Origin of the sequence: Lentzea waywayandensis (genome assembly GCF_900115955.1) — a bacterium.
Classification (GTDB): domain Bacteria; phylum Actinomycetota; class Actinomycetes; order Mycobacteriales; family Pseudonocardiaceae; genus Lentzea; species Lentzea waywayandensis.
In genome coordinates this window covers 119,417-143,209 of sequence record NZ_FOYL01000001.1, presented here as the reverse complement: position 1 = coordinate 143,209, position 23,793 = coordinate 119,417, and the positions used below count along the sequence as shown (strand labels likewise).

General features: G+C 70.5%; 24 protein-coding genes. 16 read left to right on the top strand and 8 right to left on the bottom strand.

Annotated features, from left to right (window positions below; all coding sequences use genetic code 11):
* Positions 1 to 46: 46 nt before the first annotated feature.
* From BM417_RS00695 to BM417_RS00670, 6 genes are all read left to right on the top strand, one after another.
* A complete protein-coding gene (locus BM417_RS00695) occupies positions 47 to 838 on the top strand; it encodes a nuclear transport factor 2 family protein (protein ID WP_218164280.1) in 792 nt (263 codons plus the stop codon).
* Positions 839 to 910: 72 nt separating this feature from the next.
* Positions 911 to 2,371 carry a vanadium-dependent haloperoxidase gene (locus BM417_RS00690; protein WP_245821589.1) on the top strand — a complete coding sequence of 487 codons (1,461 nt, stop codon included), beginning with the start codon at positions 911 to 913 and terminating at the stop codon, positions 2,369 to 2,371.
* A 113-nt stretch (positions 2,372 to 2,484) separates the two neighbouring features.
* Positions 2,485 to 3,450, top strand: coding sequence for a hypothetical protein (locus tag BM417_RS00685; protein ID WP_093587771.1), 966 nt, complete (start codon positions 2,485 to 2,487; stop codon positions 3,448 to 3,450).
* The gene (locus BM417_RS00680; protein WP_093587770.1) at positions 3,447 to 8,855 is read left to right on the top strand and encodes a type I polyketide synthase; all 5,409 of its coding nucleotides are present in this window, start codon (positions 3,447 to 3,449) and stop codon (positions 8,853 to 8,855) included. The genes BM417_RS00685 and BM417_RS00680 overlap by 4 nt, the downstream gene beginning before the upstream one ends.
* The gene (locus tag BM417_RS00675; RefSeq protein WP_093587769.1) at positions 8,848 to 9,264 is read left to right on the top strand and encodes an acyl-CoA thioesterase; all 417 of its coding nucleotides are present in this window, start codon (positions 8,848 to 8,850) and stop codon (positions 9,262 to 9,264) included. Before BM417_RS00680 ends, BM417_RS00675 begins: the two co-directional genes overlap by 8 nt.
* A gap of 30 nt (positions 9,265 to 9,294) precedes the next feature.
* A complete protein-coding gene (locus tag BM417_RS00670) occupies positions 9,295 to 10,038 on the top strand; it encodes an SRPBCC family protein (RefSeq protein WP_093587768.1) in 744 nt (247 codons plus the stop codon).
* A 10-nt stretch (positions 10,039 to 10,048) separates the two neighbouring features.
* Here BM417_RS00670 and BM417_RS00665 read toward each other — a convergent pair whose 3' ends face one another.
* The 3 genes from BM417_RS00665 to BM417_RS00655 form a co-directional block, all read right to left on the bottom strand.
* Positions 10,049 to 10,654, bottom strand: a complete 606-nt coding sequence (locus BM417_RS00665) for a winged helix-turn-helix domain-containing protein (protein WP_093587767.1) — start codon at positions 10,652 to 10,654, stop codon at positions 10,049 to 10,051.
* A 110-nt stretch (positions 10,655 to 10,764) separates the two neighbouring features.
* Positions 10,765 to 11,250, bottom strand: coding sequence for a DoxX family protein (locus BM417_RS00660; protein ID WP_093587766.1), 486 nt, complete (start codon positions 11,248 to 11,250; stop codon positions 10,765 to 10,767).
* Positions 11,251 to 11,362: 112 nt separating this feature from the next.
* Positions 11,363 to 11,788 (bottom strand): ester cyclase, encoded by a 426-nt coding sequence (locus BM417_RS00655; protein ID WP_177320213.1) that lies wholly within the window; start codon positions 11,786 to 11,788, stop codon positions 11,363 to 11,365.
* 152 nt (positions 11,789 to 11,940) lie between these two features.
* On the opposite strand from BM417_RS00655, the gene BM417_RS00650 reads away from it, so the two are divergent.
* Positions 11,941 to 12,792: an SRPBCC family protein gene (locus tag BM417_RS00650; protein ID WP_093587764.1), complete on the top strand. Its 852-nt coding sequence runs from the start codon at positions 11,941 to 11,943 to the stop codon at positions 12,790 to 12,792.
* Between the two features lie 3 nt (positions 12,793 to 12,795).
* Here BM417_RS00650 and BM417_RS00645 read toward each other — a convergent pair whose 3' ends face one another.
* On the bottom strand, positions 12,796 to 13,308 hold the full coding sequence (locus tag BM417_RS00645) for an SRPBCC family protein (RefSeq protein WP_093587763.1): 513 nt from the start codon (positions 13,306 to 13,308) through the stop codon (positions 12,796 to 12,798).
* Positions 13,309 to 13,412: 104 nt separating this feature from the next.
* Between BM417_RS00645 and BM417_RS00640 the strand changes: the two genes are divergently transcribed.
* From BM417_RS00640 to BM417_RS00620, 5 genes are read left to right on the top strand one after another with little or no spacing between them, the layout of a single operon-like run.
* On the top strand, positions 13,413 to 14,702 hold the full coding sequence (locus tag BM417_RS00640) for an ABC1 kinase family protein (RefSeq protein ID WP_177320212.1): 1,290 nt from the start codon (positions 13,413 to 13,415) through the stop codon (positions 14,700 to 14,702).
* Between the two features lie 30 nt (positions 14,703 to 14,732).
* Positions 14,733 to 15,659, top strand: a complete 927-nt coding sequence (locus tag BM417_RS00635; RefSeq protein WP_093587761.1) for a hypothetical protein — start codon at positions 14,733 to 14,735, stop codon at positions 15,657 to 15,659.
* 7 nt (positions 15,660 to 15,666) lie between these two features.
* Positions 15,667 to 15,921 (top strand): hypothetical protein, encoded by a 255-nt coding sequence (locus tag BM417_RS00630; protein WP_093587760.1) that lies wholly within the window; start codon positions 15,667 to 15,669, stop codon positions 15,919 to 15,921.
* Complete coding sequence (locus BM417_RS00625) at positions 15,921 to 16,460, top strand: nitroreductase family protein (protein ID WP_093587759.1); 540 nt, start codon at positions 15,921 to 15,923, stop codon at positions 16,458 to 16,460. The genes BM417_RS00630 and BM417_RS00625 overlap by 1 nt, the downstream gene beginning before the upstream one ends.
* A gap of 41 nt (positions 16,461 to 16,501) precedes the next feature.
* Positions 16,502 to 16,933 carry a hypothetical protein gene (locus BM417_RS00620; RefSeq protein ID WP_093587758.1) on the top strand — a complete coding sequence of 144 codons (432 nt, stop codon included), beginning with the start codon at positions 16,502 to 16,504 and terminating at the stop codon, positions 16,931 to 16,933.
* Positions 16,934 to 17,012: 79 nt separating this feature from the next.
* Here the strand turns inward: BM417_RS00620 and BM417_RS00615 are convergent, their stop codons facing one another.
* Positions 17,013 to 17,597, bottom strand: a complete 585-nt coding sequence (locus BM417_RS00615) for a PadR family transcriptional regulator (protein ID WP_218164279.1) — start codon at positions 17,595 to 17,597, stop codon at positions 17,013 to 17,015.
* A 179-nt stretch (positions 17,598 to 17,776) separates the two neighbouring features.
* On the opposite strand from BM417_RS00615, the gene BM417_RS00610 reads away from it, so the two are divergent.
* Positions 17,777 to 18,955: an FG-GAP repeat domain-containing protein gene (locus BM417_RS00610; protein ID WP_093587756.1), complete on the top strand. Its 1,179-nt coding sequence runs from the start codon at positions 17,777 to 17,779 to the stop codon at positions 18,953 to 18,955.
* Here the strand turns inward: BM417_RS00610 and BM417_RS00605 are convergent.
* Positions 18,952 to 19,332 carry a VOC family protein gene (locus BM417_RS00605; protein ID WP_093587755.1) on the bottom strand — a complete coding sequence of 127 codons (381 nt, stop codon included), beginning with the start codon at positions 19,330 to 19,332 and terminating at the stop codon, positions 18,952 to 18,954. The genes BM417_RS00610 and BM417_RS00605 overlap by 4 nt on opposite strands.
* A gap of 153 nt (positions 19,333 to 19,485) precedes the next feature.
* On the opposite strand from BM417_RS00605, the gene BM417_RS00600 reads away from it, so the two are divergent.
* Positions 19,486 to 20,490 carry an ATP-binding cassette domain-containing protein gene (locus BM417_RS00600; protein WP_093588505.1) on the top strand — a complete coding sequence of 335 codons (1,005 nt, stop codon included), beginning with the start codon at positions 19,486 to 19,488 and terminating at the stop codon, positions 20,488 to 20,490.
* The gene (locus BM417_RS00595) at positions 20,487 to 21,290 is read left to right on the top strand and encodes an ABC transporter permease (RefSeq protein WP_093587754.1); all 804 of its coding nucleotides are present in this window, start codon (positions 20,487 to 20,489) and stop codon (positions 21,288 to 21,290) included. The genes BM417_RS00600 and BM417_RS00595 overlap by 4 nt, the downstream gene beginning before the upstream one ends.
* 54 nt (positions 21,291 to 21,344) lie before the next feature.
* Here BM417_RS00595 and BM417_RS00590 read toward each other — a convergent pair whose 3' ends face one another.
* On the bottom strand, positions 21,345 to 21,857 hold the full coding sequence (locus tag BM417_RS00590; RefSeq protein ID WP_218164278.1) for an ester cyclase: 513 nt from the start codon (positions 21,855 to 21,857) through the stop codon (positions 21,345 to 21,347).
* Positions 21,858 to 22,037: 180 nt separating this feature from the next.
* Here BM417_RS00590 and BM417_RS00585 point away from each other — a divergent pair, with 180 nt between their 5' ends.
* Entirely contained in the window at positions 22,038 to 23,258 is a 1,221-nt protein-coding gene (locus BM417_RS00585) for an FG-GAP repeat domain-containing protein (RefSeq protein WP_218164277.1), read from the top strand.
* 116 nt (positions 23,259 to 23,374) lie between these two features.
* Here BM417_RS00585 and BM417_RS00580 read toward each other — a convergent pair whose 3' ends face one another.
* The gene (locus BM417_RS00580) at positions 23,375 to 23,764 is read right to left on the bottom strand and encodes a VOC family protein (protein ID WP_093587751.1); all 390 of its coding nucleotides are present in this window, start codon (positions 23,762 to 23,764) and stop codon (positions 23,375 to 23,377) included.
* Positions 23,765 to 23,793: the final 29 nt, after the last annotated feature.

Here is a 23,793-nt window from a genome sequence, read left to right as displayed (position 1 = left end):
TCTCATCCCTTGCGGGGAAACCCGGCGAAATCCAGCAAGGCAGAAGATGGACTTGCGTGCCGAGGCTGCTGGAATGACTTCAGAGCAACAGAGGAGAAGTCGCCGCGGTCTGCGGGTGACTACAACGGACACCGAGGAAGAGCAGTCCGTCGCTACGGTCGGTCGGCTGGCGACACTATTGATCGGAGAGTTGATTGTGACTGAGATCCAGGATTTCGGCAGGCAGCTGAGCGAATTCGCGCGAGGCCTCCTCGGTTCCTCCGGTGGTTCGGGTGAAGGTGAAGTTTTCGAGTCGGACGCCAACGCCGAACTCGAGATTCGCGGATTCCTGGCCGACCTGCAGGTGGCCTATTCGCGAGGCGACATCGACTACATTCTCAACACCATCGCGGACGAGTTCACGACGTACGAACTGGTGGCGGTGAACGGTCGCCCGTTGAAGATCACGGGCCGGGAGAACATGCGGACGTACCTGACGACGCTGTTCCCCACGAGCACCGACAGCCAGATCAAGACGATCTTCGCGACGCAGGCGATCGCGACGCCGACGCTCGGCCTGGTCAACGAAGAGGGCGACGTGATCATCACGCGCGCCGACCACAAGGAGCACCAGCCGCTGTACTCCAGCGCGCTCGCGGTGAAGACGGCCGACGGCTGGAAGTGGCGCCACTGGCACATGTCCGAGGCCGGCCCGCGCTTCCGCGTGAACCTGGGCGGCCAGCCGATCGACGACAACGGCCGCGTCATCCCCGGCGCCCGCGTCGTGATCGAGAACGGCCTGGGCCGGGTCGTCGTCGACGGCCAGACCGACGGCGGCGGCACTGCTCCACGCGACTAGGACCGTTTGCGGCGAACGGCCAGATAGGACGAGAAGATGAGCCCACCTGTCGATCGGTCAACCAGATCCGACGTGGACGCCCTGCCGGTCATGCACGTGAGCAACGGCGACGAGAACCTCTACCCGAACTACCTCGGCAGCTACAGCAAGGGGTTGTCGCACAACGAGTTCGGCGAGGTCGACCCTGCTGTCTACCGGCAGTACCTCCGGGCGATCACGAGCGAGGACCCGGATCAGATCGAGCGCATCCCCCTGGCCGAGGGGCGGCCGCTGACGAACCCCCAGGCTGGGCTCGCGGTCGACGCCGTCGGCCCGCCGAGCAACGCGATGACGATTCCACCCGCGCCGCGGATGGACTCGCCCGAACTGTCCGCCGAGGCGGTCGAGCTGTACTGGATGGCACTGTGCAGGGACGTCCCGTTCACCAGGTTCGCGGACGACCGGCTGGTCGCGGCCGCGGCCGACGACCTGAGCAGGATGTCGGACTACCGCGCGGCCAAGCGCGACGGCCGGGTGGACCCGGACTTCGTGTTCCGCGGCGACACGCCGGGGGACCACGCGGGTCCCTTCATCTCCCAGTTCTTCTACCAGCCCGTCCAGTTCGGCACCTACCGGACTGAACAGCGCCAGGACACCGTGGCGCCCAACCGGGACTACGCCACGACGTTCGAGACGTACGTGCGGTTGCAGAACGGCTGGAACCGGTCGCTGGCGGCGTCCGAGCGCGACCAGGCGAACCGCCGGTACCTCGCCACGCCGAGGGACCTGGCGCACTGGGTGCACTACGACGCGGGCCCCACGCCGGCGCAGGCGTTCATCAACGCCGCGCTGATCATGCACTACGCGGGCACGCCGACGGACGCGGGAAACCCCTACGTGGACTCGAAGACACAGCTCGGGTTCAGCACGTTCGGCATCCCGCACCTGCTGTCGCTGGTGACCGAGGTGGCGAACCGGGCGCTGCGCGCGGCGTGGTTCCAGAAGTGGTACGTGCACCGGCGGCTGCGCCCGGAGGCGTTCTGTTCCAGGGTGCACAACCGGATCACGGGCAGGCGGGAGTACGAGTTCCTCGACCGCGAGGTGCTCGACTCCGACGCGGTGGACCGGGTGTTCAGCAAGTTCGGTTCCTACCTGCTGCCCCAGGCGTTCCCCGAGGGTTCGCCGACCCACCCGTCCTACGCCGCCGGGCACGCCACCGCCTCCGGGGCCTGCGCGACGATCCTGAAGGCCTGGCACGAGGAGACGGCGATCATGCCGAACCCGGTTCAGGCCAACGACAGCGGCACGGAACTGGTGCCGTACACCGGCACGGACGCGGACCGGCTGACCGTGGGCGGAGAGCTGAACAAGCTCGCCGCCAACGTCGGAGTCGGCCGCAACATGGCGGGGGTTCACTGGCGGTCCGACTTCGTCCAGTCGGCGAAGCTGGGCGAGAGTCTGGCGATCGAGCTGCTTCGTGAACAGAAGTCGTGGTTCAACGAGAGGCACCGCTTCTCGGTCACCCGGTTCGACGGCACCACGGTGACCATCTGATCCCGCGACGCCCCACCCGGCGGCAGGCGCGGCGCGACTTTCCGTCCGCGCCGCGCCTGCCGCCGCCCTTCACTTCCCACCCTGCAGCCCACTCCCCGGACGGTGACCTCCCGATGACAACGACGCCCGCTGACACCACCCGACCGTCGCCGAGCCACCGGCTCGCGGCCCGGCCGCCGGACAAGCGGCTCATGGCGTTGCGCCGCTTCGCCATGTCGATCACGGCGTTCAACGTCATCGGTCACCTGGTCCTCGGTTTCGAGCAGTCGCCGATCACGCCGATCACGACGGTGCTCGTGGCATACGCCGTCGACCTGCTGCTCGAGACGCTGGACGCGCGCGCCCACGGCCGCACGCCGGGCTACGCGGGCGGCTGGCTCAAGATGCTCAACTTCCTGCTGCCCAGCCACATCGGCGGCCTCGCCGTGGCGATGCTGTTGTACGGCAACACGTCGCTGTGGCCCTACATCTTCGCGGTGACCGCCGGCATCAGCACCAAGTACGTGTTGCGGCTGCGCGTGCGCGGGCGGAAACGGCATTTCCTCAACCCCTCCAACGCGGGCATCGCGCTCACGCTGGTGCTGTTCCCGTGGGTGGGCATCGCACCGCCCTACCACTTCACCAACGAGCCCACCGGTGCCATCGACTGGATCCTGCCGCTGGCCATCCTCGGCGCGGGCACGATGATCAACGCCAAGCTGACCGGCAAGCTGCCCCTGATCCTGGGCTGGGTCGGAGGTTTCGCCGCGCAGGCCGTGCTGCGGTGGGCGGTCTTCGACCACGCCCTGCTGGCCGCGCTGCTGCCGATGACCGGGCTGGCCTTCGTGATCTTCACCAACTACATGATCACCGACCCCGGCAGCACTCCGCGGAGCAGGCGGAACCAGGTGCTGTTCGGCCTGGCCACGGCGTTCACCTACGGCGTGCTCGTGCTCAACGGAGTGGTGTTCGGCTTCTTCTTCGCACTGGTGATCGTCTGCATCCTGCGTGGCGCCGTGCTGCTGACGGCAGAGCTGCGCTCGGCGTCGGCGGAACGCGCGACGGGAAGGGCCTCGCTCGCGGGCGTTGATGGGCGGTGAGCACCCCCAGGATCGCCGTCGTCGGCATGGCCTGCCGGTACCCGGACGCCTCGTCCCCCGAGGAGCTGTGGCAGACGGTCCTCGGCCGGCGGCGCGCGTTCCGCGCCATTCCGCCGCAGCGGCTGGACCTGGCCGACTACGGCGGCGAACCGTCCGATGTGGACAAGACCGTCGCGCGCAGGGCCGCCGTGCTGCGCAACTGGTCGTTCGACCGGGCGGGGTTCCGCGTTCCCGGAGCGCTGTACCGCGCGGTGGACCCGACGCACTGGCTCGCTCTCGACACCGCACGTGCTGCTCTCGACGACGCCGGTGTTCCCGGTGGCGAGGGCGTCGACCGCGACCGTGCCGGGGTGTTCATCGGGAACTCGCTGACAGGCGAGTTCAGCCGCGCGTCGTTGCTGCGGCTGCGCTGGCCGTCGCTGCGGCACGTCGTCGGTGCGGCGCTGGAGGAGTCCGGGGTCGCGGGCGACACCGCCGCCAGGGTCCTCGCCACCGCCGAACGCGTGCTGAAGGAACCGTTCCCCGTGCCCGACGACGAGATGCTCGCGGGCGGGCTCAGCAACACGATCGCCGGCCGGGTGTGCAACCACTTCGACTTCCACGGGGCCGGTTACACCGTCGACGGCGCGTGCTCGTCGAGCCTGCTCGCGGTGATCACCGCGTGCGAGGCGCTGGCGCGCGGCGAGCTCTCGTTCGCGCTCGCGGGCGGCGTCGACCTCTCGCTGGACCCGTTCGAGCTGATCGGGTTCGCGCGGGTGGGCGCTCTGTCCGCCGGTGAGATGCGGGTCTACGACGCGAACCCCACCGGGTTCCTGCCGGGTGAGGGCTGCGGGATCGTGGCGCTGATGCGGGCCGAGGAGGCTGAGACACGGGGACTGCGGATCTACGCGCACCTCGTCGGCTGGGGCATGTCCTCCGACGGCGCCGGTGGCGTCACCCGGCCGGCCGTCGGCGGGCAGATGAGGGCGTTGCGCCGGGCCTACGCGCGGGCAGGTCTTCTCCCCGCGGCGGCCGGGCTGATCGAGGGCCACGGCACGGGCACCGCGGTGGGCGACCAGGTCGAGCTCGAGGCGTTGCTGGCGGTGCGGGGTTCGAGCTCGCCCGTCGCCGCGCTGGGCAGCGTCAAGGCCAACATCGGCCACACCAAGGCCGCGGCGGGCGTCGCGGGTCTGATCAAGGCGGCGCTCGCCGTGTCGCACCGCGTGATCCCGCCGATGACCGGGGTGCGTGAACCGCACGCCCTGCTCGCCGAACCGGCGGCCGGTCTGCGGTTGCCGGACGAGCCGGAGCCGTGGACGCACCGCAACCCGATCGCGGGCGTGTCCTCGGCGGGGTTCGGCGGCATCAACACGCACGTCGTGCTCGACGCGGGGGTGCGCACCGCGATGACGAGGAGGGTGCCGCGCAGGCTCGTGCCCGCGGCACCGGAGCCCGTCGCGACCCTGCCGGACTCGGCGCGCCGCTGGTCGGCGCCGCTGCCTGAATGGGAACCGTTCCTCGTCACGGCGAACGACCTCGCCGAGCTCGACGGCCGGCTCAGCACGCTGAGCGAACGGTGCGCGGCCATGAGCGAGGCCGAACTGCACGATCTCGCAGCGACGCTGACCTCGCGGCACGACCCGCGTGCCGCCGTGCGCTGCGTCCTCGTGGCAGCAGATCCCGCCGGGCTCGCCGCGGCCGCCACGGCCGCGTGCAAGCGGCTACCGGGATGGGACACGAACCTGCTGCTCGACGAACCCGCGGGAGTCGTGATCGGGCGCGGTTCCGGTGTCCGGGTCGGCCTCCTGCTGCCAGGACAGGCCGCGCCCGTGCGCGCCGCGCTCGGTCTGCCCGGCGCGCTGCTGCCGCACCCACCGTCCACTCCGGACGGTCTGGTGGACGGCGCCACGGACACAGCGATCGCCCAGCCGGCCGTGGTGTGGCAGTCCCTCGCCGGCCTGGCGTGGCTCCGGCACCTCGGGTGTCACCCGGTCGCGGCGCTAGGGCACAGCCTCGGTGAGCTGACCGCGCTGGCCTGGGCCGGTGCGCTGACCGAGGAGCAGGTCCTCGACCTGGCCGCGCACCGTGGCCGGTTGATGGCGGAGCACGGTGCCCGCGGCACCGGGATGATCTCGGTCGCGGCACCGGCGGAGGTGGCGCTCGACCTCGCCGAGAGCACGGAGGCCGTGCTGGCGGCCGAGAACGGACCGCGGGCCGTGGTGCTCGCGGGGCCTGCCGGGGCGCTCGACGTCGTGGCCGTGCGAGCGGCGGCGGCAGGCGTCCACGTGGCGAAGTTGTCGGTGTCACACGGTTTCCACAGCTCTGCCATGTCCGCGGTGACCGGGCCGTGGCGCGAGTACCTGGGCGAGGTGCCGATGGTCGCGCCGGACAAACCGGTCTTCTCCACGGTGACCGGCGCGCGGCTCGGCCCGTTGGACGACATCGCGGCGTTGCTGGTCGAGCAGCTGACCGAGCCGGTGCGGTTCCTGGAGGCCGTTCGCGAGCTCGCGGCGCGGTGCGACCTGCTGGTGGAGGCCGGTCCCGGCACGATGCTCGCCACGCTGGCGGCACCGGTGGGAGTTCCCGCGGTGAGCCTCGACTGCGGCGGCTCCGCGCGGCGCACCGCGTTCGCCTCGGCGGCCCTCTTCGCCTCCGCGACCGCCAGGCCGCAGGCGTGGTTCGGTGACCGCGCGCATCGCCTGGTCGATCTGGACACCCCGCTCGAGTTCCTGGCCAACCCGTGCGAGTCGTTGCCCAAGAACGGGTTGCGGCCGTCGGTGACGACGCCGGTCGAGGTCGCGGAGGTGGTGGCGGCCGCACCGGCCGCGCCCGGCGGGGACCTGCTCACCGCCGTGCGCGAGTACCTGGCCGACGAGCTGGAGCTGCCGGTCTCGGCGATCACCGACGACACGATGTTGCTGTCCGACCTGCACGTCAACTCGCTGCAGGTCGTGCGCCTGGTCAGCGAGATCGCGGCACGGCACGGCAGGCGGCTCGTGCTGGACGAGTCGCTCGACGGCGTCACCGTGGGCGGGCTGGTGCGGCGGCTGGAGGAACTGCCCGAGGACGGACCGGACGGCCAGGCCGAGCTCAGCGGGGTGCGCCCGTGGGTCGGGCTGTTCAGTCACCACTGGGTGCCGCTCGGGCCCTCGCCGGAGCGTTCCGCCGCCCACGACCCGACGGAGCTGGTGGTGGACCTCCCCGGCACCGCCGGCACCGGGGAGATCGCGCGGCTGCTGCGCGAGATCGCCGGGAGCGCGCCGCGCCGCCTGCTCCTGACGCACACCGGACACGCGGCCGCGGCGGCGGTGGGCAGGGCCGTCTCGGCCGAGCTCCCCGGCTGCGCCGTGACGGTGCTGGACGGGTCACCCGGCGAGAACGCGTCGGCCGTGGCCGCGGCGGCCTCCGTCACGCCGGCCTCCGGGTACGCGGAACTCCGCGTCCGCGAGGGAGTGGTCGAACGGCTGGTGACACGGCCGCACATCGGGTCGCCCGGATCGGCGGCGTTGCCGCTCGGGCCGGGAGACGTGTGCCTGGTGAGCGGCGGGGCCACCGGGATCACCGCGCGCTGTGCCGCCGCGCTCGCCGGGCAGTCCGGCGCGCAGCTCGTCGTGCTGGGCAGGCGGCCCGCCGACGACCCGGACGTGGCCGCGGAGGTGGCGGTGCTCGGCGCCGACTACCTGAGCTGCGACCTGACCGACCCGGCGGCCGTGCGGGCGGCGGTGCGCGAGGCCGCCCGGTTCGGCCCGGTGCGCGGCCTCCTGCACGGCGCGGGGGTCAACCAGCCGCGCCGGCTCGCCGAGGTGAGCGAGGAGGGCCTCGCCGCCACGGTCGCGCCGAAGGTGCACGGTCTGCGGGAACTGCTCTCGGCCGTCGAGGAGGTCGTGCCGGAGGAGGAGTTGCGACTGGTGGTCGCCTTCGGGTCGATCATCGGCCGGCAGGGTCTCGCCGGTCAGTCCGAGTACTGCGTGGCGAACGACTGGATGCGCGTGGAGCTGGAGCAGTGGGCGCGGCGCAACCCCCGTTGCCGCACGCATCTGCTCGAGTGGTCGGCGTGGTCCGACGTCGGCATGGCCGACCGGATGCGCGTCACCACGCAGCTGAGCAGGCTCGGACTCGCGCTCATCGAACCGGAGCGGGGCGTGACGGCGATGCTCGACGCGCTCACGGACCCGAGCGCACCGGTCACCCTGCTCGTCACCGGCCGCTTCCCGCGGTCGGCGACGCTGCGGGTCGAGCCGGAACACCACCCGTCGCCCGCAGGGCTGCGGTTCGCGGAGGAGCTGCGGAGCTGGGTGCCCGGAGTGGAGACGATCGCCGAGGCGACGCTCAACACGGGAACCGATCCCTACCTCTCCGACCACCGGGTGTCCGGAGTGCTGGTGCTGCCCGCGGTGATCGGCGCCGAGGCGATGGCCCAGACCGCCGCGCTCACGACCGGGCCACGCGGCTCGTGGACGTTCCGCGATCTCCGGCTGCACCGGCCGGTGACCGTGGGCGAGCGGTCCGACCGGGTGATCCGCGTGGCGGCGCTGGCGCGGCACGACCGGCAGGTCGACCTGTCCGTGCGTCAGGACGGCGACCGCTTCGGCGCCGACCACCTCAGCGCGAGCCTCGTGCCGTCGGCGCCACCGCCTGCGCGGCGGGCCGCGGTCGACGCCGTGCCCGCCGGTCCTCCCCACCACGCCTACGGGTCCGTGTTGTTCCACAGTGGACGGTTTCGGCGGGTGGTGCGGTACGACGCGCTCTCCGCGTTCGCCGTCACGGCCTGGGTGCACGCGCGGGATGACACGTGGTTCGCCGAGTACCACGGGTCCCGCCTGCTGCTCGGTGATCCCGCCGCGCACGACGCCACCATCCACGCGTTGCTCCCGTGCGTGCCGCACAAGCGCGCGCTGCCGGTTCAGGTGCAGGAGCTCGACGTCTGGCGCAGGCCGGCGGGCATGCTTCTGGTCCACGCGGTCGAGACGTGGCATTCGGCGGACGAGTTCCTGTTCGACGTCGACCTCGTGCAGCCGGACGGCCTGCCGGTCGCGCGGTGGACCGGGTTGCGGCTGAAGGTGGTGGGGGAGAACGACTTCACCGGACCGCTGCCGTGGGACCAGGTCGGCCCCTGGCTGAGCCGCCGGCTGGTCGAGTGCGGCTGGGCGCACCGGATCGAGTTGTGGAGCGCCGGCGACCTGCTCGTCGCCGATCGTTCGGCCGCCCTGCACTGGTCTATGGGAGACGAGGATCCCGCAACCGCGGCGGCGCAGGCCCTCGCCCGTCTGGACGCGTCCGGTCCCGTGGTGTTCGACGAGGTCACCGAGGACGGACTCCTGTCCGGGGTCTCGCGCGGGAACCGGGTCGTCGTTGCCCGGAAGGTGACGGACATCGGGCCCGTGACGGTGGCGCTGGCGTTCGGTGAGGAGCGAGACGATGCCTGAGCACTACGTCCACCGGCACGTGGTGACGCTGGACGAGACGAACCTCGTGGGCAACGTCTACTTCGCGCACTACCTGCGCTGGCAGGGACATTGCCGCGAGCACTTCCTGGCCGACCACGCGCCCGGTGTGCTGCGGCGGCTCACCGCGGGGGAGCTGGCGATGGTCACCGTGTCCTGCCGGATGGACTACTTCGCGGAGTGCTTCGCGCTGGAGGAGATCGACGTTCTGATGTCGCTGTCCAGCGCCGCGGGCAACAGGATCGTGATGAGCTTCGAGTTCCGGCGCGGCGGGGCCGTGGTCGCGCGAGGCGGGCAGACCGTCGCGTGCATGCGGCGGACGGCAGACGGTGTGGCACCTGTGGAGGTGCCCGCCGAGCTGGCATCCGCTCTGGCCGCCTACTCAGGCTAGTATGACTATTAGTCATACTAGGGAGGCTGCATGGCTCGGCGGATCGTCAAGGAGGTCGAGGTCGAGGCGCCGCTGGAGCAGGTGTGGCAGGCGATCTCGAGCGGTCCGGGCTTCGCCACCTGGTACGTGCCGCACGCGATCGATCCGACACCGGGTGGCCTGGTGCGCACGGACTTCGGGCCCGCCGGCGTGCGGGAGGGTGTCGTGCTGGACGCCGAACCGCCCCAGCGGCTCGTGTACGGAGGGTTCGGCGCGCCGGAGGACCCCGTGTACTGCTACGAGTTCGTGCTCGCGGCCGCCGAGGGCGGCCACACCGCGTTCCGGTTGGTGCAGAACGGTTTTCTCGACGGCGAGAGGTGGGACCAGGAGTACGACGCGCTGGACGCGGGCTGGGACCTCTTCCTGCACAACCTGATCGTGTCGCAGCGGTGTTTCGCGGGCCTGCCGGCGTCGCTCGCGATGGCCATGACGCGGTCGGCGTCCGGCGGGGAGTGGGACCGGTTGCTCGCCGCGCTGCGCGTGCCCGCGGGTGTCGTGGTGGGGGACCGGGTCGTGGTCGCGGCGCCGGGAACCGAACCGGTCGAGGGCGTGGTCGACTTCCTCAACCCCGGCAGGCACCTCGGCGTTCGGTCGGATCGCGGGTTGCACCGGTTCAGCGCCGAGGGCGTCGAGCTGTGCGGCGTCAGCGTGTACCAGTACCGGTACGGGAGTCCGCCGCTGCGCGCGGACGTGTCCGTGTGCTGGCAACGGTGGCTGGACGACCGGTTCGCCTGACCGGGAGCGGTCAGTCGGACGGCAGGGTGCGCCGCCGCGCCGGGCGGACGCTCGGGTGCACGGCCACGACCATGCGGTGCGGACGACCGCCGGGCGCGTTCTCGTCGTGGTACTTGGCCGCCAGCGTCGTCACCGCGGCCGAGAGCTCGGTGGCGAACTGCGTGCGCGCGGCCGCCGAGGCGAAGCGGATCTCGCCGTCCAGTGCGAACGTCGCCACCTTCCTGCCCGCGCGGCGCGAGCCGATCAGCAGCTCGCCCAGGTCGCGCATCAGCTGCGCGGTCACGGCCAGCAGCCAGCCGAGCGAGCGGTGGTCCTCGCTGTGCCGGGGATCGGGCTGGACCTGCTCGAAGACGTCGGGGGAGATCACGTACGAGCTGGACGCCTGCAGGAAGCGCTCGGTGGTGTTGCGGACCCGGCGTTCGGAGACCAGCTGGATCAGGCCGTGCTCCTCGAGCGTCCGCAGGTGGTAGTTGATCTTCTGGCGCGGGATGCCGAGCAGGGGTTCGAGGGTGGTGGCCGACTCCGGTGTGGCCAGTTCGGCCAGCAGCCGCAGGCGGATCGGGTCGAGGGCGATGCGTGCCGTGCCCGCGTCGCGGATGACTTCGATCTCGTTCACGTGCGGCTCCCCACCGGTGATCGGACAACTTCGCCTTTATATACGAACCTGGCTGCGGAAACACGGGAGCCGCCGTCCGGGGGGAGGACGGCGGCTCCCTGCCGTCGGGCTCAGCCTGCGCTGCGAGGGGTGAGCGCCTTGCCGGCCACGACGAGCGCGGCGGCCACCAGCACGATGTCCTTCAACACGTACTGGCCGGTCAGGTTGGGTGTGAACGTGTCGTGCTCGAAGAGCTGGCCGGGCATCAGGACCAGGGGCGAGAGGATGCCCGTCAACGCCACGCCGAGCACGGCGAGCCCGGTCCTGCGCAGCCTGCCGGTGATGAGCGACAGTCCGATGAAGGTCTCCATCAGCGCCACGAGCACCACCGCTCCACGACCCGGCACCAGGCCGAACGTGAGCATCTCCACTGTCGTCCCCGCGATGTGCTCCGCCGGGCTGATCCCGGGGAAGAACTTCAGCGCGCCGAAGCCGAGGAACACGAGACCCAGGCTCAGGCGCAGCAACCCGACGCTGTGCCGCGAGAGCCAGCGAGAGGTGACTTCGGTGACGCGGGTGGTGACGCGCAAGGAATGTGTGGCGATCGCGATGGTCATGGCGCTCCCCCTGGGGCGGTGTCCGGCACTGCACCCAAGGTCGCACGAACAATTCTGACTGTCAATACAAAACTTTTTGTCCCATGGGACCCCTTGCCGCGCAACGGTTACGTCAGAAGCCCAGCTGGTGGGCCATGCTCAGTGCGTCGTAGTACACCGTGCAGGTGACGATCCGACCGGCACGGAACCGCAGCACCTCGCAGCCGCGGACGTCGAGGCGGCGTCCGGTGGCGGGGTACACCGTGCCGTCCGGCATGGTGAGCGTGCCCGTGTGCGTGCCGTGGTTGCGCACCTCCGCGACCACGACGTCGCCGTCCTGGTGCAGCGCCATGACCTCGGCCACGGCGTCCGGCAGCCCGGCGCGGCTGCGGCGCATCCAGTCGCGGAACCCGTCGTGCCCGCGGATCGACTCACCGGTCGCCATGTCGACGAGCTCGTAGTCCTCGTCGAGGAGCCGGACCACGCCCTCCACGTCGTTCTCGGTGAAGCGCCGGTACATCGTCCGCGCGGTGTGCGCGTTGGTCTGAGGTGTTGTCATGGCGGGATTCCCGTCTGCCGCACGGTTTTCACCTTCTGGTCTACCGCCGGTGACGCGCGTCGTCCTTCTCGCAGGTTGCCGCATCCACCGAGGCGGTCGAGAAGGCACCGTCCGCCGACGCAGCATGGAACTGACAACGGGAGGTGCCTGCGATGGCAGACAAGGTGTTCGTGAAGGCGATGGTGTTCGCCCCCGCGCCCGCGGTGTACCGGGCGATGACGACCGAGCTGTCCCTGAGCACGTGGTTCGCCGAGCACGTCGACGTCCGGCTTGACGACGGCAGGTTCGAGTTCTGGGGGAGGCACACACCGTTCGGCGACGTGCCGCGGCAGACGAACGTGTCGGCCGAGCCGGGAGGCAGGCTGCGCTTCGACTGGGAGATGGAGGGGATGAGCACCGCGGTCGAGATGTCGGTGCGCGAGACCGCCGGCGGCGACACGACGGTGTCGGTGCGGCACGAGCCGGTGCCGTTCTGGGGGTTCGACCGGGCGAGCATGAACGACTTCTGGGGGATCGCGGTCGGCAACCTCGCCAACTTCACCGAGGGACGGACCCTCGCGCCACGTCCCGACTACACGGTTCCCTGTGAGGAGACCGCTTTCGCGACGATCGTGGTCGACACGAGCCCCGAGGACGTGTTCTCCGTGCTGCTCGATCCGGCCATGATCGACAAGTGGCTGCCGTCGGAGTCGGTCGTGGAACCGTGGGAGGGCGGGCGTTACGAGTTCGGCTGGGACCACGGCCCGATGACGGTGGTCGGAATCGAGGCACCGCACCGGCTCGCCTACACCTGGCACAACGACGGCTGGCCGGACACCCTCGTGAGCTGGGAGCTGGACGAGGAGCCCGCGGAAGGGACGAGGATCAGCCTGCGCCACAGCGGTTTCGTCGACGGACGGCCGTCCGACGGCTACCAGCTCGGCTGGCAGAACCTGCTGATCAACCTGCAGCGCATGGTGGAGATCGGCGACCGCTGGCAGGCGCCGCAGTGGCGGCACCGATGACGCTCAGTCCGCGGGAAGCCAGCCGAGCGAGGAGGCCATCGTCCGCATCGTCGTGGTCACGTTGTGCAGCAACACGTTGCGCCGGAACTCGTAGAGCGCGCCCGCGTGCTCCGGCTGCGCCTCCATCGCGTTCACGAGGTGGCTGCCGCCCGGTCCGTGGCGGAACGTCTGCGTGATCACGGTTCCGCCACCCGGACGTTCGGCGAGCCGGTAGTGCCAGGTGGAGGAGGGCAGCGACGGATCTCCCGCGAACCCGACGACGACCCACGAGAAGCTCTCCGGCCTGCTGACCTCGACCACCTCGCAGGTCACGTCCCACTCCCACTCGCCGGCCCGGTTGCGCGCGTGGAACCGCGCGCCCGGTTCGGCACCGCTGGCGCCGTCGATCCACGCGACGTGGACGCATTCCGGACTCCACTCGGGCACACGGGTCGGATCGGCCACCGCGTCGAACACCTCGGTGGCGGGGGCGTCGACTTCGAGCTCGACGGTCATGGCGAGGGTGGTCACGTCCACGGGGCGCACCTCCGGTCGATGAATCTCCTTGCAGGCTAACGCAATGGCGATCCGCGCAAGCTGGGACAAGTGTTGTCATGTCCTGGGGTCCTATAACCGTAAGCATGTTCCAGAGCGTTCAGGTCGTCCTGCGGGCGATCACCGTGGTCTCGATCTGTTTGTGGCACGCGGCTTTCGCCTTCCCGGTGATCGCGGTGCGGGCGTGCGCGAGCAGAGCGGAGGCGGGTGCGGTGCTGCGTCGCCGCGCCCGCCGGCTGGTGGTCGCGCTGGGGCCGGCCTTCGTGAAGGGCGCGCAGTTGCTGAGCACCCGGCGCGACGTGCTCCCGGCCGGTTGGTGCGAGGCACTGGCGGACCTGCACGACCGGGTGCCGCCCATGTCGTTCCGCAAAGCCAGGAAAGTGCTGCGCTCGGCGTACGGCGGTGACCCTCCTTTCGCGTTCGACTGGAATTCCGTGCGCAGCGGCAGCATCGCGTGCGTCTACCGGGCGGAGCTGGACGGACTTCCCGTGGCGGTCAAGGTGCGCAGGCCCCGTGTGCGCGAGCTGATCGAACAGGACTTCGCGATCATGCGCGCGGGGGCCTCGCTGATGCAGCGGCTGCCGTGGTTCCGCGGCCTGCCCGCAGTCGCGGTACTGCGCCAGATCGGCGCGGCGGTCGCGGCGCAGGCGGACTTCGACGCGGAGGCCGGTGCCCTTGCCGAACTGCGCACGTTGCTGGCCGACGTGGACTACCTGCACATCCCCCGTCCGCTGCCCTCGTGCGGCGCGGAAGGCGTGCTGGTGATGGAGTTCGTCGACGGGCTCGCCCCACTCGCCACCGAGACCACGCCCGCCGCACGACGCGCTGAGCTCGCCCGGCGGGTGCTGTTCTGCGTCTACCGCATGCTCTTCCTCGACGGCCTGGTCCACTGCGACATGCACCCCGGCAACCTCTACCTGGGGCGCGACGGCCGGATCGTCCTGCTCGACGCGGGGTTCGTGGTGCGGTTGGAACCCAGGGTGCGCAGGCTCTTCGCCGAGTTCTTCATGCACATGGCTCGCGGCGACGGCCCGCACTGCGCGGAGATCCTCCAGGAGAGCGCGGAGGGCGTCGCCGAGTGGGCCGACGTCGCCGCGTTCCGCCGGGGGACCATCGCGTTGATCGAGGAGTCGAGCGGCCGCGCGGCCCGTGACTTCAGCCTGGTCCGGTTCGCCACGCGCCTGTTCGACCTGCAGCGCGTCAACGGGCTGTTCGCGGCGCCCGAGTTCATCTTCCCGTTGCTGGCCCTGCTCGTGCTGGAGGGCCGGATCAACGAGCTCGACGAAGAGGTCGACTTCCAGGCCGAGTCGATCCCCGTGCTCACCAGGGCGGTCATGTCAGGCCTTCTCAAGACCGGATCCCGGGAACGGGCCTGACGGCCCTGCCCCTCCTCGACAGGAGAGAGCATGCAACCGACCTTCCTCCACGCGCAGAGTCCGGCGATCCCGAAACGCGGACGGCTGGTGGTGCTCAGCGCGCTCGCCGGGTTCGTGCTCACGGTGATCTGGTCGGCGCCGTTCGTAGACCGGGTCATCGGCGACAGCGTCGCGAACTCGATGCTCGGTCACGACGCGAAGGCCACGCCTCTGGACGGTGCGCTGGCGGGCATCGCCTTCGCGTTCGTCACCGGGCTGGCCGGCTCCTTCACCGCGTGCAACATCGCGGTGTTCGGAGTCGTGACGCCACTCGTCGGTGACCGCGGGGCGACGAAGCCGCGCTGGCGGGACTCGCTGCGCGCGCTGTGGTGGATCTGCGTGGGAGCGGTGGGCATCTCCGCCGTCTACGGCGCGCTGGTCGCGATCGTGGGTACCTCCATGCCGCAGTTCGCGACCACGGCGAGCGTGGCCGGTGTGCTCAGCCCGCGCCAGGTCCAGTCGATGATCGTGTTCGGCCTCATCGGCGTCGCGTTCATCTACCTCGGCCTCGCCGCGCTGCGGCTGGTGCCCGACCCGTTCGCCCGCATCCGGCAGCGTCACCCCGCGGTGCCGCTCGTCGTGATGGGCGTGCTGATCGGCGCGCTGCTCATCGGCCGGCCGTTCCCGCTGTTCCGGATCATGTTCCGGCACGCGGCGGAGAGCGGGAACGTGTTCTACGGGATGTCCGCGTTCGTCCTGCAGTCACTGGGAAACCTGGTGATCGCCGCCGTCGTGTTCCTGGTGCTGGCACACGCCACCGGCGGCCGCGTGCAGCGCTGGCTGGCGGCGAGGCCCGGCCGCACCGAGCGGATCACCGCGGTCGCGTTCCTCGTGTTCGGCACGTTCACCCTGCTGTACTGGGACCTGCGGTCCCTCGGGCGGGCCGGGCTCATCTGGTACCCGGCCGTCGGATGGTGAGGGCAGGATGTCGACGCGGCTGAACACCCGCCCGGTGCTGACGATCGTCACGGTGGTCGTGTTCGTCTACTGGGCCGAACTCCTGTTGCGACTCGCGCAGACCTACCTGCTGCACATACCCGAGGCGCACGCGCGAGGACTGCTCGGCGTGGCGTTGCCGTGGCTGGCGGAATCCGGGTGGGTGCACCACGGCGTCGCGCTCGTCGCCCTCATCGGGTGCGTTGCGTCGCACCGCAGGGCATCGCGCGCCGAGGTGACCTGATGCCGGGCGCGTTCGGCCCCGCCATCCCGGTCGAGACGTGCGTGCGGCTGTTCGACGCGGCCCGTTCGTCGGAGTCGGCCTGGAACCGGCAGCCGTGGCGGTTCGTTCTGGGCAGGTGCGCGGATCCGACCTTCCGGACGCTGTCCGAGGCCCTCGCCGAGGACAACCGCGTCAAGGCGCACAACGCCGTCGCGTTGGTCCTGGCTGCCGTCCGGACCACCGACGAGACCGGCAAGCGGATGCGCGGCACCGAGTACGAGCTCGGCCTGGCGGTCGGAGGACTGACCGCCAGAGCCCGGGCCGAGGGCCTGCAGGTGCGGCAGTACGGAGGGTTCGACCGTGCGGCGGTGCGCGACGCACTCGCCGTGCCGGACACGTACGACCTCGTCACGGTGGTCGGGCTGAGGTGGGCGCGGCCCGGCCGCGCCCGTCCGGCCGCGCGAATGTCGTTGTCCGACATCGTGTTCTCCGGCCGCTGGGGCTCACCGGCTGATCTCGCAACCGGGAAGAGACGCTCCTCCGCCGAATCACGATACTGAGAAACAGCAATGTTTCTTCACTGGCCGGAGAATGGCGTGCAATGGATTTTCTGCAGCTGGGTGGGCCCATAGCGGCGGTCGTCACCGCGTTTCTGAGCTTCGTCGGGGCACGGCGGATGATCAGGCACGAAAGAGCCAAGGAAGAACTGCGGCACGCCGAGCAGCAACGTGCGGAGGAACAGGTGCGGCAGCGGGCCGCCGACAACCTGGTGGACCAGGCGAGGGCGGCGGTGGCGGCCGAGCGGGACCAGTTGCTGGGCCGCTGGCAGCAGACCCTCGACGAGGCCCACGAGGAGCGCCGGCGTCTCGTAGAGGACCACCGCATGGAGATCGAACGGGTGCGTCAGCAGGCGCGCTGGGAGGTGGACCGGGTGCGTCGCGAGTCGGCTGTCATCGTCACTCAGCTGCGCGCCCAGTTCGCCGAACGGCTCGACGACGGCGACGAGCCCCGGCGCATCGAGCAGAAACGCTAGTGGTGCTGCCCGGCTCGTCGCCGGGCAGCATCACCGGTCGCCCGGTCCGGCACTCTTCCCCGCCGCACCGCTCACCCCGTCAGTCCTGCTCCCGCTGCCCGGTCTCCATGCGGTCGAGGTCGGCCAGCACGGTGTCGATCGCGGTGATCTCGGCGGCGAAGTAGGCGGAGCCCCAGGTGGCGACCAGCGCGGGGTAGGGCAGCGCCTGGTCCAGGTCGGTCCTGAGCAGGGTGAGCCCGTTCGTCTGCTCCACGGCCCAGTCGCGGTACTCGGTGAGGACCTCGCGCAGCCTGCCGTGGTTGGTCTGGTGGCCGAAGAACAGGCGCAGCGCGACGGAGTGCTTGAGCAGCGGAGGTCCGACGGGGGCGTGGTCCAGCCAGTCGCGGAAGACCTTCAGGCCGGCGTCGGTGATCCGGTACAACCGCTTGTCCGGGCGGCTCTTCTGCTCTTCCAGGTGCACCTCGACGAGCCCGTGCTGCAGCAACCTGCGCAGCTCCAGGTAGATCTGGCTCTGCGCGGGGCTCCAGTAGAAGTAGCGCATGTTCATCGCCCACTTGCGCAGGTCGTATCCGGTCACCTCCTGACCGAACGACAGCAGGCCGAGCACTGCGTACGCCGTCGCGGGCAGCGCCGGGTCCTGGCTGGGCACTTCTTCCTGCGCCACGGTGTCTCCTGCGTGCTGACGTGCGGTGAACGGCTCCACGACAGTCTGCCACCCCGTCGTGTGTCCTAAGCGGACCGCGGTGCCGCGTGGGTTTGGCAAGACGGGATAAGCGACACCCGCCGGTCGCGGGCTATCAATCGTGGTGAGCGAAAAGGTACGCCACCGCAAGGAGAATCCCGATGGCACAACCCACCACGGTCCGGCACGCCAGGAGCAGCTCCGCGGCTGTGATCGTGTTCACCGCGGCTCTCACCGTCGCCTGCACGGGCGGAAGCGACAAATCGGGCCAGCCGCCCCCGTCCACTGTTCCGGCGGGACCCGCGCTGTCGTTCGCGATCTCGGCGAGCAGCCCGGTCGGCGACAACCCGCGGGCGATCTCGGCCGCGGACTTCGACCGCGACGGCGCGCTGGACCTCGTCACGGCGAACCTCGGACCGGGCGACGGGTCCGTGCTCTTCGGTGACGGCAGGGCGGGTTTCCGCGAGGTCGTGACGATCCCGGCCGGACCGGCGGCCCTGCGCAACGTCACCGCCGACGTCGACGCGGACGGCAACGCGGACGTGGTCACGATCAACGTCAGCGACGAGACCGTCACCGTGCAGCGCGGCGACGGCAAGGGCGGGTTCACCGCGCCGACCGTCCACGCCGCGGGAGACGGTCCGTCCGGTGTGGTCGCCGCGGACCTCGACGGCAACGGAAGCGTGGACCTCGCGACCGCCAACTACGACGGCGACAACGTGAGCGTCATGCTCGCCGACGGCAGCGGTGGGTTCGCCGCACCGGTGCACCTGCCCGCCGGAAACGGCCCGGCCGACATCACCGCCGCCGACTTCAACGGCGACGGGCGAACGGATCTGGCTTCCGGCAACCATCATTCGGACGACGCCGGAATCCTGCTCGGCAACGGCGACGGCACGTTCGCCCCCGTGGTCTCCGCCAAGGCGGGCAACGGTCCACACGGGATCGTCACGGCCGACTTCAACGCCGACGGCAACGCCGATCTCGCCACGCCCGACTACGAGGGCGACACGGTCTCCGTGCTCCTCGGTGACGGCAGGGGCGGGTTCGCGGCGCCGCTCGTGATGCCGGCGGGCGACGGCCCGACCGGGATCGCGGCCGCAGACCTCGACGGCGACGGCGACGCCGACCTGGCGTCCGCGAACTTCGAGTCCGACAACGCCTCGGTCTTCGCGGGCGACGGCCGCGGCGGGTTCTCCTCCGCGCTGACGGTGCCCGTCGCGGACGGCCCCATCAAGGTCGTCGCGGGCGACCTGGACCGTGATGGACGGGCGGACCTGGCGGTGGCGAACTCCCACGCCGACAACGTCGTGGTGCTCCGGAACACGACCCGGAGCTAGCCCTTCCGCGGTTCCCACAGCTCGAACCAGTTCCCCTCCGGGTCGCAGGCCCAGGCGAACCGCCCGTAGTCGTACTCCTCGATCTCGTCCCTGATCGGCGTGCCGGTGGACCGAAGCCTGGCGAGCAGGGCGTCCAGGTCGGCGACGCGGAAGTTGACCATCACCTGCTGGGCGGGGTTGTGGAAGTACTCGGTGTCCTGCGGGAACGGGCCCCACACCGTCGGCCCGGCCTGCTGGTCCCACATCCGCTCCTCGCCGGTCTGCTCGCCGTCGCCGGGGCTGATCGGGATGCCGAGGTTGTCGCGGTACCACCGGGCCTGGGCCCGTGGGTCCTTCGCGCGAAAGAAGACACCGCCGATGCCTTGCACGAGGTCCATGTCGTCTCCACCCGTTGCCCGTCATGTCCGGAGTGTGCTGATTGTGTGACAAACAGTCATACCGATTGTATGATGTTTAGTCATATGCCGCCCAGCGTGGCGCGCGGTTCCCGGAGGGGTGTGCCGGCATTCGAGCCCGGCGGAGAGGCGATGATGACCGCAGCGATCGTGGCTCGGGAAGTCGTGAAGAAGTACGCGTCGGTGACGGCGCTGGACGGCTTCGACCTGGAGGTCGCCGAGGGAACGGTGATGGGCCTGCTGGGCCCGAACGGAGCGGGCAAGACCACGGCGGTCAGGGTTTTCGCCACTCTCATCCAGCCCGACAGCGGCCACGTCGAGGTCGCCGGGATCGACGTGGTGGCCAATCCGCGTGCGGTGCGCGAGGTGATCGGCCTGTCCGGGCAGTACGCCGCGGTCGACGAGCTGCTGACGGGGTACGAGAACCTGGAGCTGATCGGCCGGCTCTACCACCTGGGCAAGAAGGGTGCGAAGGCGCGCGCTGAGGAGCTGCTCGAGCAGTTCGACCTCACAGAGTCCGCGGGCAGGCGGCTCAAGGAGTACTCCGGAGGCATGCGCCGGCGTCTCGACCTCGCGGGCGCGCTGGTGCGCAAGCCGAAGGTGCTCATCCTCGACGAACCGACGACAGGCCTCGACATCCGCAGTCGTGAGGCGACGTGGGAGGCCATCGGCGAACTGGTCGCGTCGGGCAGCACGCTGCTGCTCACGACGCAGTACCTGGAGGAGGCCGACCGGCTGGCCCACCGCATCGCGGTGATCGACCACGGCAAGCTGATCGCGAACGGCACGGCCGACGAGCTCAAGGACCAGGTCGGTGGCCACCGGCTCGAGGTGGCGCTGCGCGACGCGGCCGACCTCGATCACGCCCGCGCCGTGCTGGCGCCGATCGGGCACGGTGAACCCGTTGCCACGCAGGAGGACCGCCGCGTGGTCGTGCCGATCGCGGCCGCCGGGGGAGTGCTGGTCGAAGGCGTGCGCAGGCTCGACATGGCCGGCATCGAGGTGATCGACGCCTCGGTGCGCAGGCCCACGCTGGACGACGTCTTCCTCGCCCTCACGGGGCATCGGACGGACAAGGCCGCGCAGAACGGTGAAGGCGTGAAGGCCGAGGAGACGAAGAACGAGGAGCCTGTTCGATGAGTGCGGTGGGACTCGCCGTCGGTGACGGCGTGGTGCTGGCGAAGCGCAACCTCACCAGGACGCTGCGCGTGCCGGACCTGATGATGTCGTCGCTGATCATGCCGATCATGTCGACGTTGCTGTTCGCCTACATCTTCGGCAGCGCCATCCAGGTGCCGGGCGTGTCGTACACCGAGTTCCTGCTCGTCGGCGTGTTCGTGCAGACGGTGGTGTTCAACTCGGTGATCACCGGCTCGGGGTTGGCCGAGGACATCCAGAAGGGCATCGTCGACCGGTTCCGGTCGCTGCCGATCTCGCCGTACTCCGTCCTCATCGGACGGACGATCAGCGATCTCGCGAACAACGTGCTGTCGATCGTCGTGATGGTCGCGACGGGACTGCTCGTGGGCTGGCGCATCGACAGCTCGGTGGGCGAGGCGGCGGCGGGATTCGTGCTGCTGCTGTTGTTCGCGTACGCGCTGTCGTGGGTCCTGGCCGTCGTCGGACTGTCGGTGCGGGCGCCGGAGGTGGTGACGAACGCCAGCTTCATGATCATCATGCCGCTGTGCTTCATCGCCAACACCTACGTCAGCCCGGAGGGCTTCCCCGCGGTGCTGCGGGTGATCGCCGAGTGGAACCCGGTCTCCGCGGTCACCCAGGCGGTCCGGGAGCTGTTCGGCAACACCAACCCGGACTTCCCGCCCGGCGCGGCGTGGCCGTTGCAGAACTCGATCCTGGCGTCGTTCCTGTGGATCGTGGTGATGCTCGTGGTGTTCATGCCGTTCGCGACCAGTCGTTACCGCAAGGCCGTCGCCCGCTGACGGTTCCAGCCCTCCGCGCGCACGGATTCGTTCCGTGCGCGCGGTGTGCTGTGGTCAGAACTTCAGGCCGAGCTGGGTCGCCACGGTCAGGAAGTCGTAGTAGAGCGTGCCTTTGGCGATCCTGCCGTCGCGGAACTCGTAGAGCTCGCAGCTCAGTCCGCGGATCCGGTTGCCCGTCGGCGGGTGCTCTCCGCCACCGGGCAACGGGAACGGCGCCGTGTGCGTGCCCTCGTTGACCACCTCCGCGACCGCGAAGTCCCCCTTGACCACCAGGGACTGGATCGTCGTCCGCGCGTCGGGCAGCGGGATCCGGTTCGCCGTCTGCCGCCGCTTCCAGCCGGCCGGGCCGCGCACGACCTCGCCCGACGGCACGTCGATGCCCTCGTAGTCGTCGGTGAGCAGCGCGCTCGCCGCGTCGAGGTCGTTGTCGTTGAACTTCTGGTAGAGCGCGCGCAGCGTCTCTTCGTTGCGGAGTTCGTTCGTCACGCCGCCTTCTCCGTCCCGGCCCGCGAGCAGGCCGTGCGTAAAATCGCCGAGCTTTCGTCCGAATGATTCGATTTCGCTCATCTCTCCCCGTTTCCAGGCAGGTGTACGACCCGTTCTACGGCGCCCCGCGAACTCTTTCTTCTTCCAGTGTGCTGAATGTGCATCTCGCGCACTCTGTGATTGGGCAAGCGATGAAAAGCCTGGTGGCGACGCTGCGGCCGACACTGGAAAGCGCAGCCGATCGAGTGCGAGGAGAAGCACATGGGCGCCGCAATGCGCGTTTCCCGAAAAGTGGCCGGATCTCTGGTGGCGGTGCTGCTGGTCGCCGGTTGCACCACGAAGTCCGAACCGAACTCGCCGCCGGGCACGGCGTCGTCCGGCGCGCGGCCGACGGCGACCGTGCCGCCCGCCGGCACCCCGTCCCCGGTGCCGCTGCCCGCCCCGCAGGCGTCGTTCGCGGCGGCTGTGGCGTTCAAGGCGGGCGACGCCTCGGCCGACATCCTGGCGGCCGACCTCAACGGCGACGGCGCCCTGGACCTGGCGACGCCCAACTACAACTCCAACGACGTGGCCGTGCTGATCGCCGACGGCAAGGGCGGCTACGCGCCGCCGCTGATCCTGCCCGCCGGGCGCACCCCGAACGGTCTCGCGGCCGGCGACTTCAACTCCGACGGCCACGAGGACCTCGTCGCCGCGAACCTCGGGTCCGACGACCTGTCGCTGTACCTCGGCGACGGCGCCGGCAAGTTCGCTCAGCCGGCCACCTTCCCGGCGGGCGACGGACCGGCCCGTGCCGTGGCACGGGACCTCAACGGCGACAGCTTCCCCGACGTCGTGACGCCCAACCTCAACGGCGACGACGTGACCGTGATGCTCGGCGACGGCAAGGGCGCGTTCGCCGCACCGGCCCACCACCCGGCGGGAGACGGCGCGCTGCGACTGTCGGTCGCGGACCTCGACGGCAACGGGAAGCTCGACCTCGCGGTGTCGAACTACAACTCCGGCGACGTCACCGTGCTCAAGGGCGACGGTGGCGGCCGGTTCGGCCCGCCCACCGCCTTCCCGGCGGGCGACACCTCGGCCGGTGCCGCGCTCGCCGACTTCAACAGCGACGGCGCGCTCGACGTCGTCAGCGCCCTCTACGAGGTGGACCAGATCGCCGTGCTGTTCGGCGACGGCAAGGGCGGCTTCGGCGGCCCGGTCGTGCTCGGCTCGGGTGAGCACCCGTCCGACACGGGTGTCGGCGACTTCAACGGCGATGGTTTCGCCGACATCGTCGCCCCCAACTTCGACTCCGACGACGTGAGCCTGCTGCACGGTGACGGCAAGGGCGGGTTCGCCGCCCCCGTCAGCATCAAGGTCGGCGCCGGCGCGCCCGCGATCGTGGTCACCGACTTCAACGGCGACGGCAAGGCCGACTTCGCGACCGCGGACTCGCTCGCGGACACGGTCTCGGTGCTGCTCAACACCACCGGCGGCTGACGCCGGCCCGGGCTCTCGTTCCCCCCTCGCCCAGGGCCTGGCAGCGACCGCCGTGCCAGAGGGGGTTCCCCGCCGGTGTGGTCACCCGGCGGAGAACCCCCTCGTTCTCGTGCGCGTCACGACGACCAGAGGCCCACGTGGTTGCCGTCCGGATCGCGGATGACGGCGCACAACCCGTGTGCGCCACCGATGTTCATGAGCGGGCGGTGCAGCGTGGCGCCGGCCGTGAGCGCCACCTCGACGGTCTTCGGGATGTCGTCCACGTGCAGGTACAACACGCTCGACTCACGGCCGACGGCCTCGTCCGGCGTGGCCGTGCGGGCGATGCCGCCGTTGCCGCTCTCACCGTCCGCCGTCTTGATGACGAGGTAGCCGTCGAGGCTGTCGTCGGCGTCGCCGAGCGGGTCGAACGTCCACCCGAAAACCGTGCCGTAGAACTCCGCTGCTCTGGTGACGTCACGAACGTGGATCTCGAACCACGCCAGCGCGCCGCGTTGAAGCGACATCGGGGTCTCCGTTCCGCAAGATCACTATC

Excerpts from the sequence above, each read along its gene's own strand:
- BM417_RS00695 (WP_218164280.1), top strand. The coding sequence starts at position 47 with ATGGACTTGCGTGCCGAGGCTGCTGGAATGACTTCAGAGCAACAGAGG.
- BM417_RS00685 (WP_093587771.1), top strand. The coding sequence starts at position 2,485 with ATGACAACGACGCCCGCTGACACCACCCGACCGTCGCCGAGCCACCGG.
- BM417_RS00675 (WP_093587769.1), top strand. The coding sequence starts at position 8,848 with ATGCCTGAGCACTACGTCCACCGGCACGTGGTGACGCTGGACGAGACG.
- BM417_RS00670 (WP_093587768.1), top strand. The coding sequence starts at position 9,295 with ATGGCTCGGCGGATCGTCAAGGAGGTCGAGGTCGAGGCGCCGCTGGAG.
- BM417_RS00660 (WP_093587766.1), bottom strand. The coding sequence starts at position 11,250 with ATGACCATCGCGATCGCCACACATTCCTTGCGCGTCACCACCCGCGTC.
- BM417_RS00655 (WP_177320213.1), bottom strand. The coding sequence starts at position 11,788 with ATGACAACACCTCAGACCAACGCGCACACCGCGCGGACGATGTACCGG.
- BM417_RS00650 (WP_093587764.1), top strand. The coding sequence starts at position 11,941 with ATGGCAGACAAGGTGTTCGTGAAGGCGATGGTGTTCGCCCCCGCGCCC.
- BM417_RS00640 (WP_177320212.1), top strand. The coding sequence starts at position 13,413 with ATGTTCCAGAGCGTTCAGGTCGTCCTGCGGGCGATCACCGTGGTCTCG.
- BM417_RS00635 (WP_093587761.1), top strand. The coding sequence starts at position 14,733 with ATGCAACCGACCTTCCTCCACGCGCAGAGTCCGGCGATCCCGAAACGC.
- BM417_RS00630 (WP_093587760.1), top strand. The coding sequence starts at position 15,667 with ATGTCGACGCGGCTGAACACCCGCCCGGTGCTGACGATCGTCACGGTG.
- BM417_RS00625 (WP_093587759.1), top strand. The coding sequence starts at position 15,921 with ATGCCGGGCGCGTTCGGCCCCGCCATCCCGGTCGAGACGTGCGTGCGG.
- BM417_RS00620 (WP_093587758.1), top strand. The coding sequence starts at position 16,502 with ATGGATTTTCTGCAGCTGGGTGGGCCCATAGCGGCGGTCGTCACCGCG.
- BM417_RS00610 (WP_093587756.1), top strand. The coding sequence starts at position 17,777 with ATGGCACAACCCACCACGGTCCGGCACGCCAGGAGCAGCTCCGCGGCT.
- BM417_RS00605 (WP_093587755.1), bottom strand. The coding sequence starts at position 19,332 with ATGGACCTCGTGCAAGGCATCGGCGGTGTCTTCTTTCGCGCGAAGGAC.
- BM417_RS00600 (WP_093588505.1), top strand. The coding sequence starts at position 19,486 with ATGACCGCAGCGATCGTGGCTCGGGAAGTCGTGAAGAAGTACGCGTCG.
- BM417_RS00595 (WP_093587754.1), top strand. The coding sequence starts at position 20,487 with ATGAGTGCGGTGGGACTCGCCGTCGGTGACGGCGTGGTGCTGGCGAAG.
- BM417_RS00590 (WP_218164278.1), bottom strand. The coding sequence starts at position 21,857 with ATGAGCGAAATCGAATCATTCGGACGAAAGCTCGGCGATTTTACGCAC.
- BM417_RS00585 (WP_218164277.1), top strand. The coding sequence starts at position 22,038 with ATGGGCGCCGCAATGCGCGTTTCCCGAAAAGTGGCCGGATCTCTGGTG.
- BM417_RS00580 (WP_093587751.1), bottom strand. The coding sequence starts at position 23,764 with ATGTCGCTTCAACGCGGCGCGCTGGCGTGGTTCGAGATCCACGTTCGT.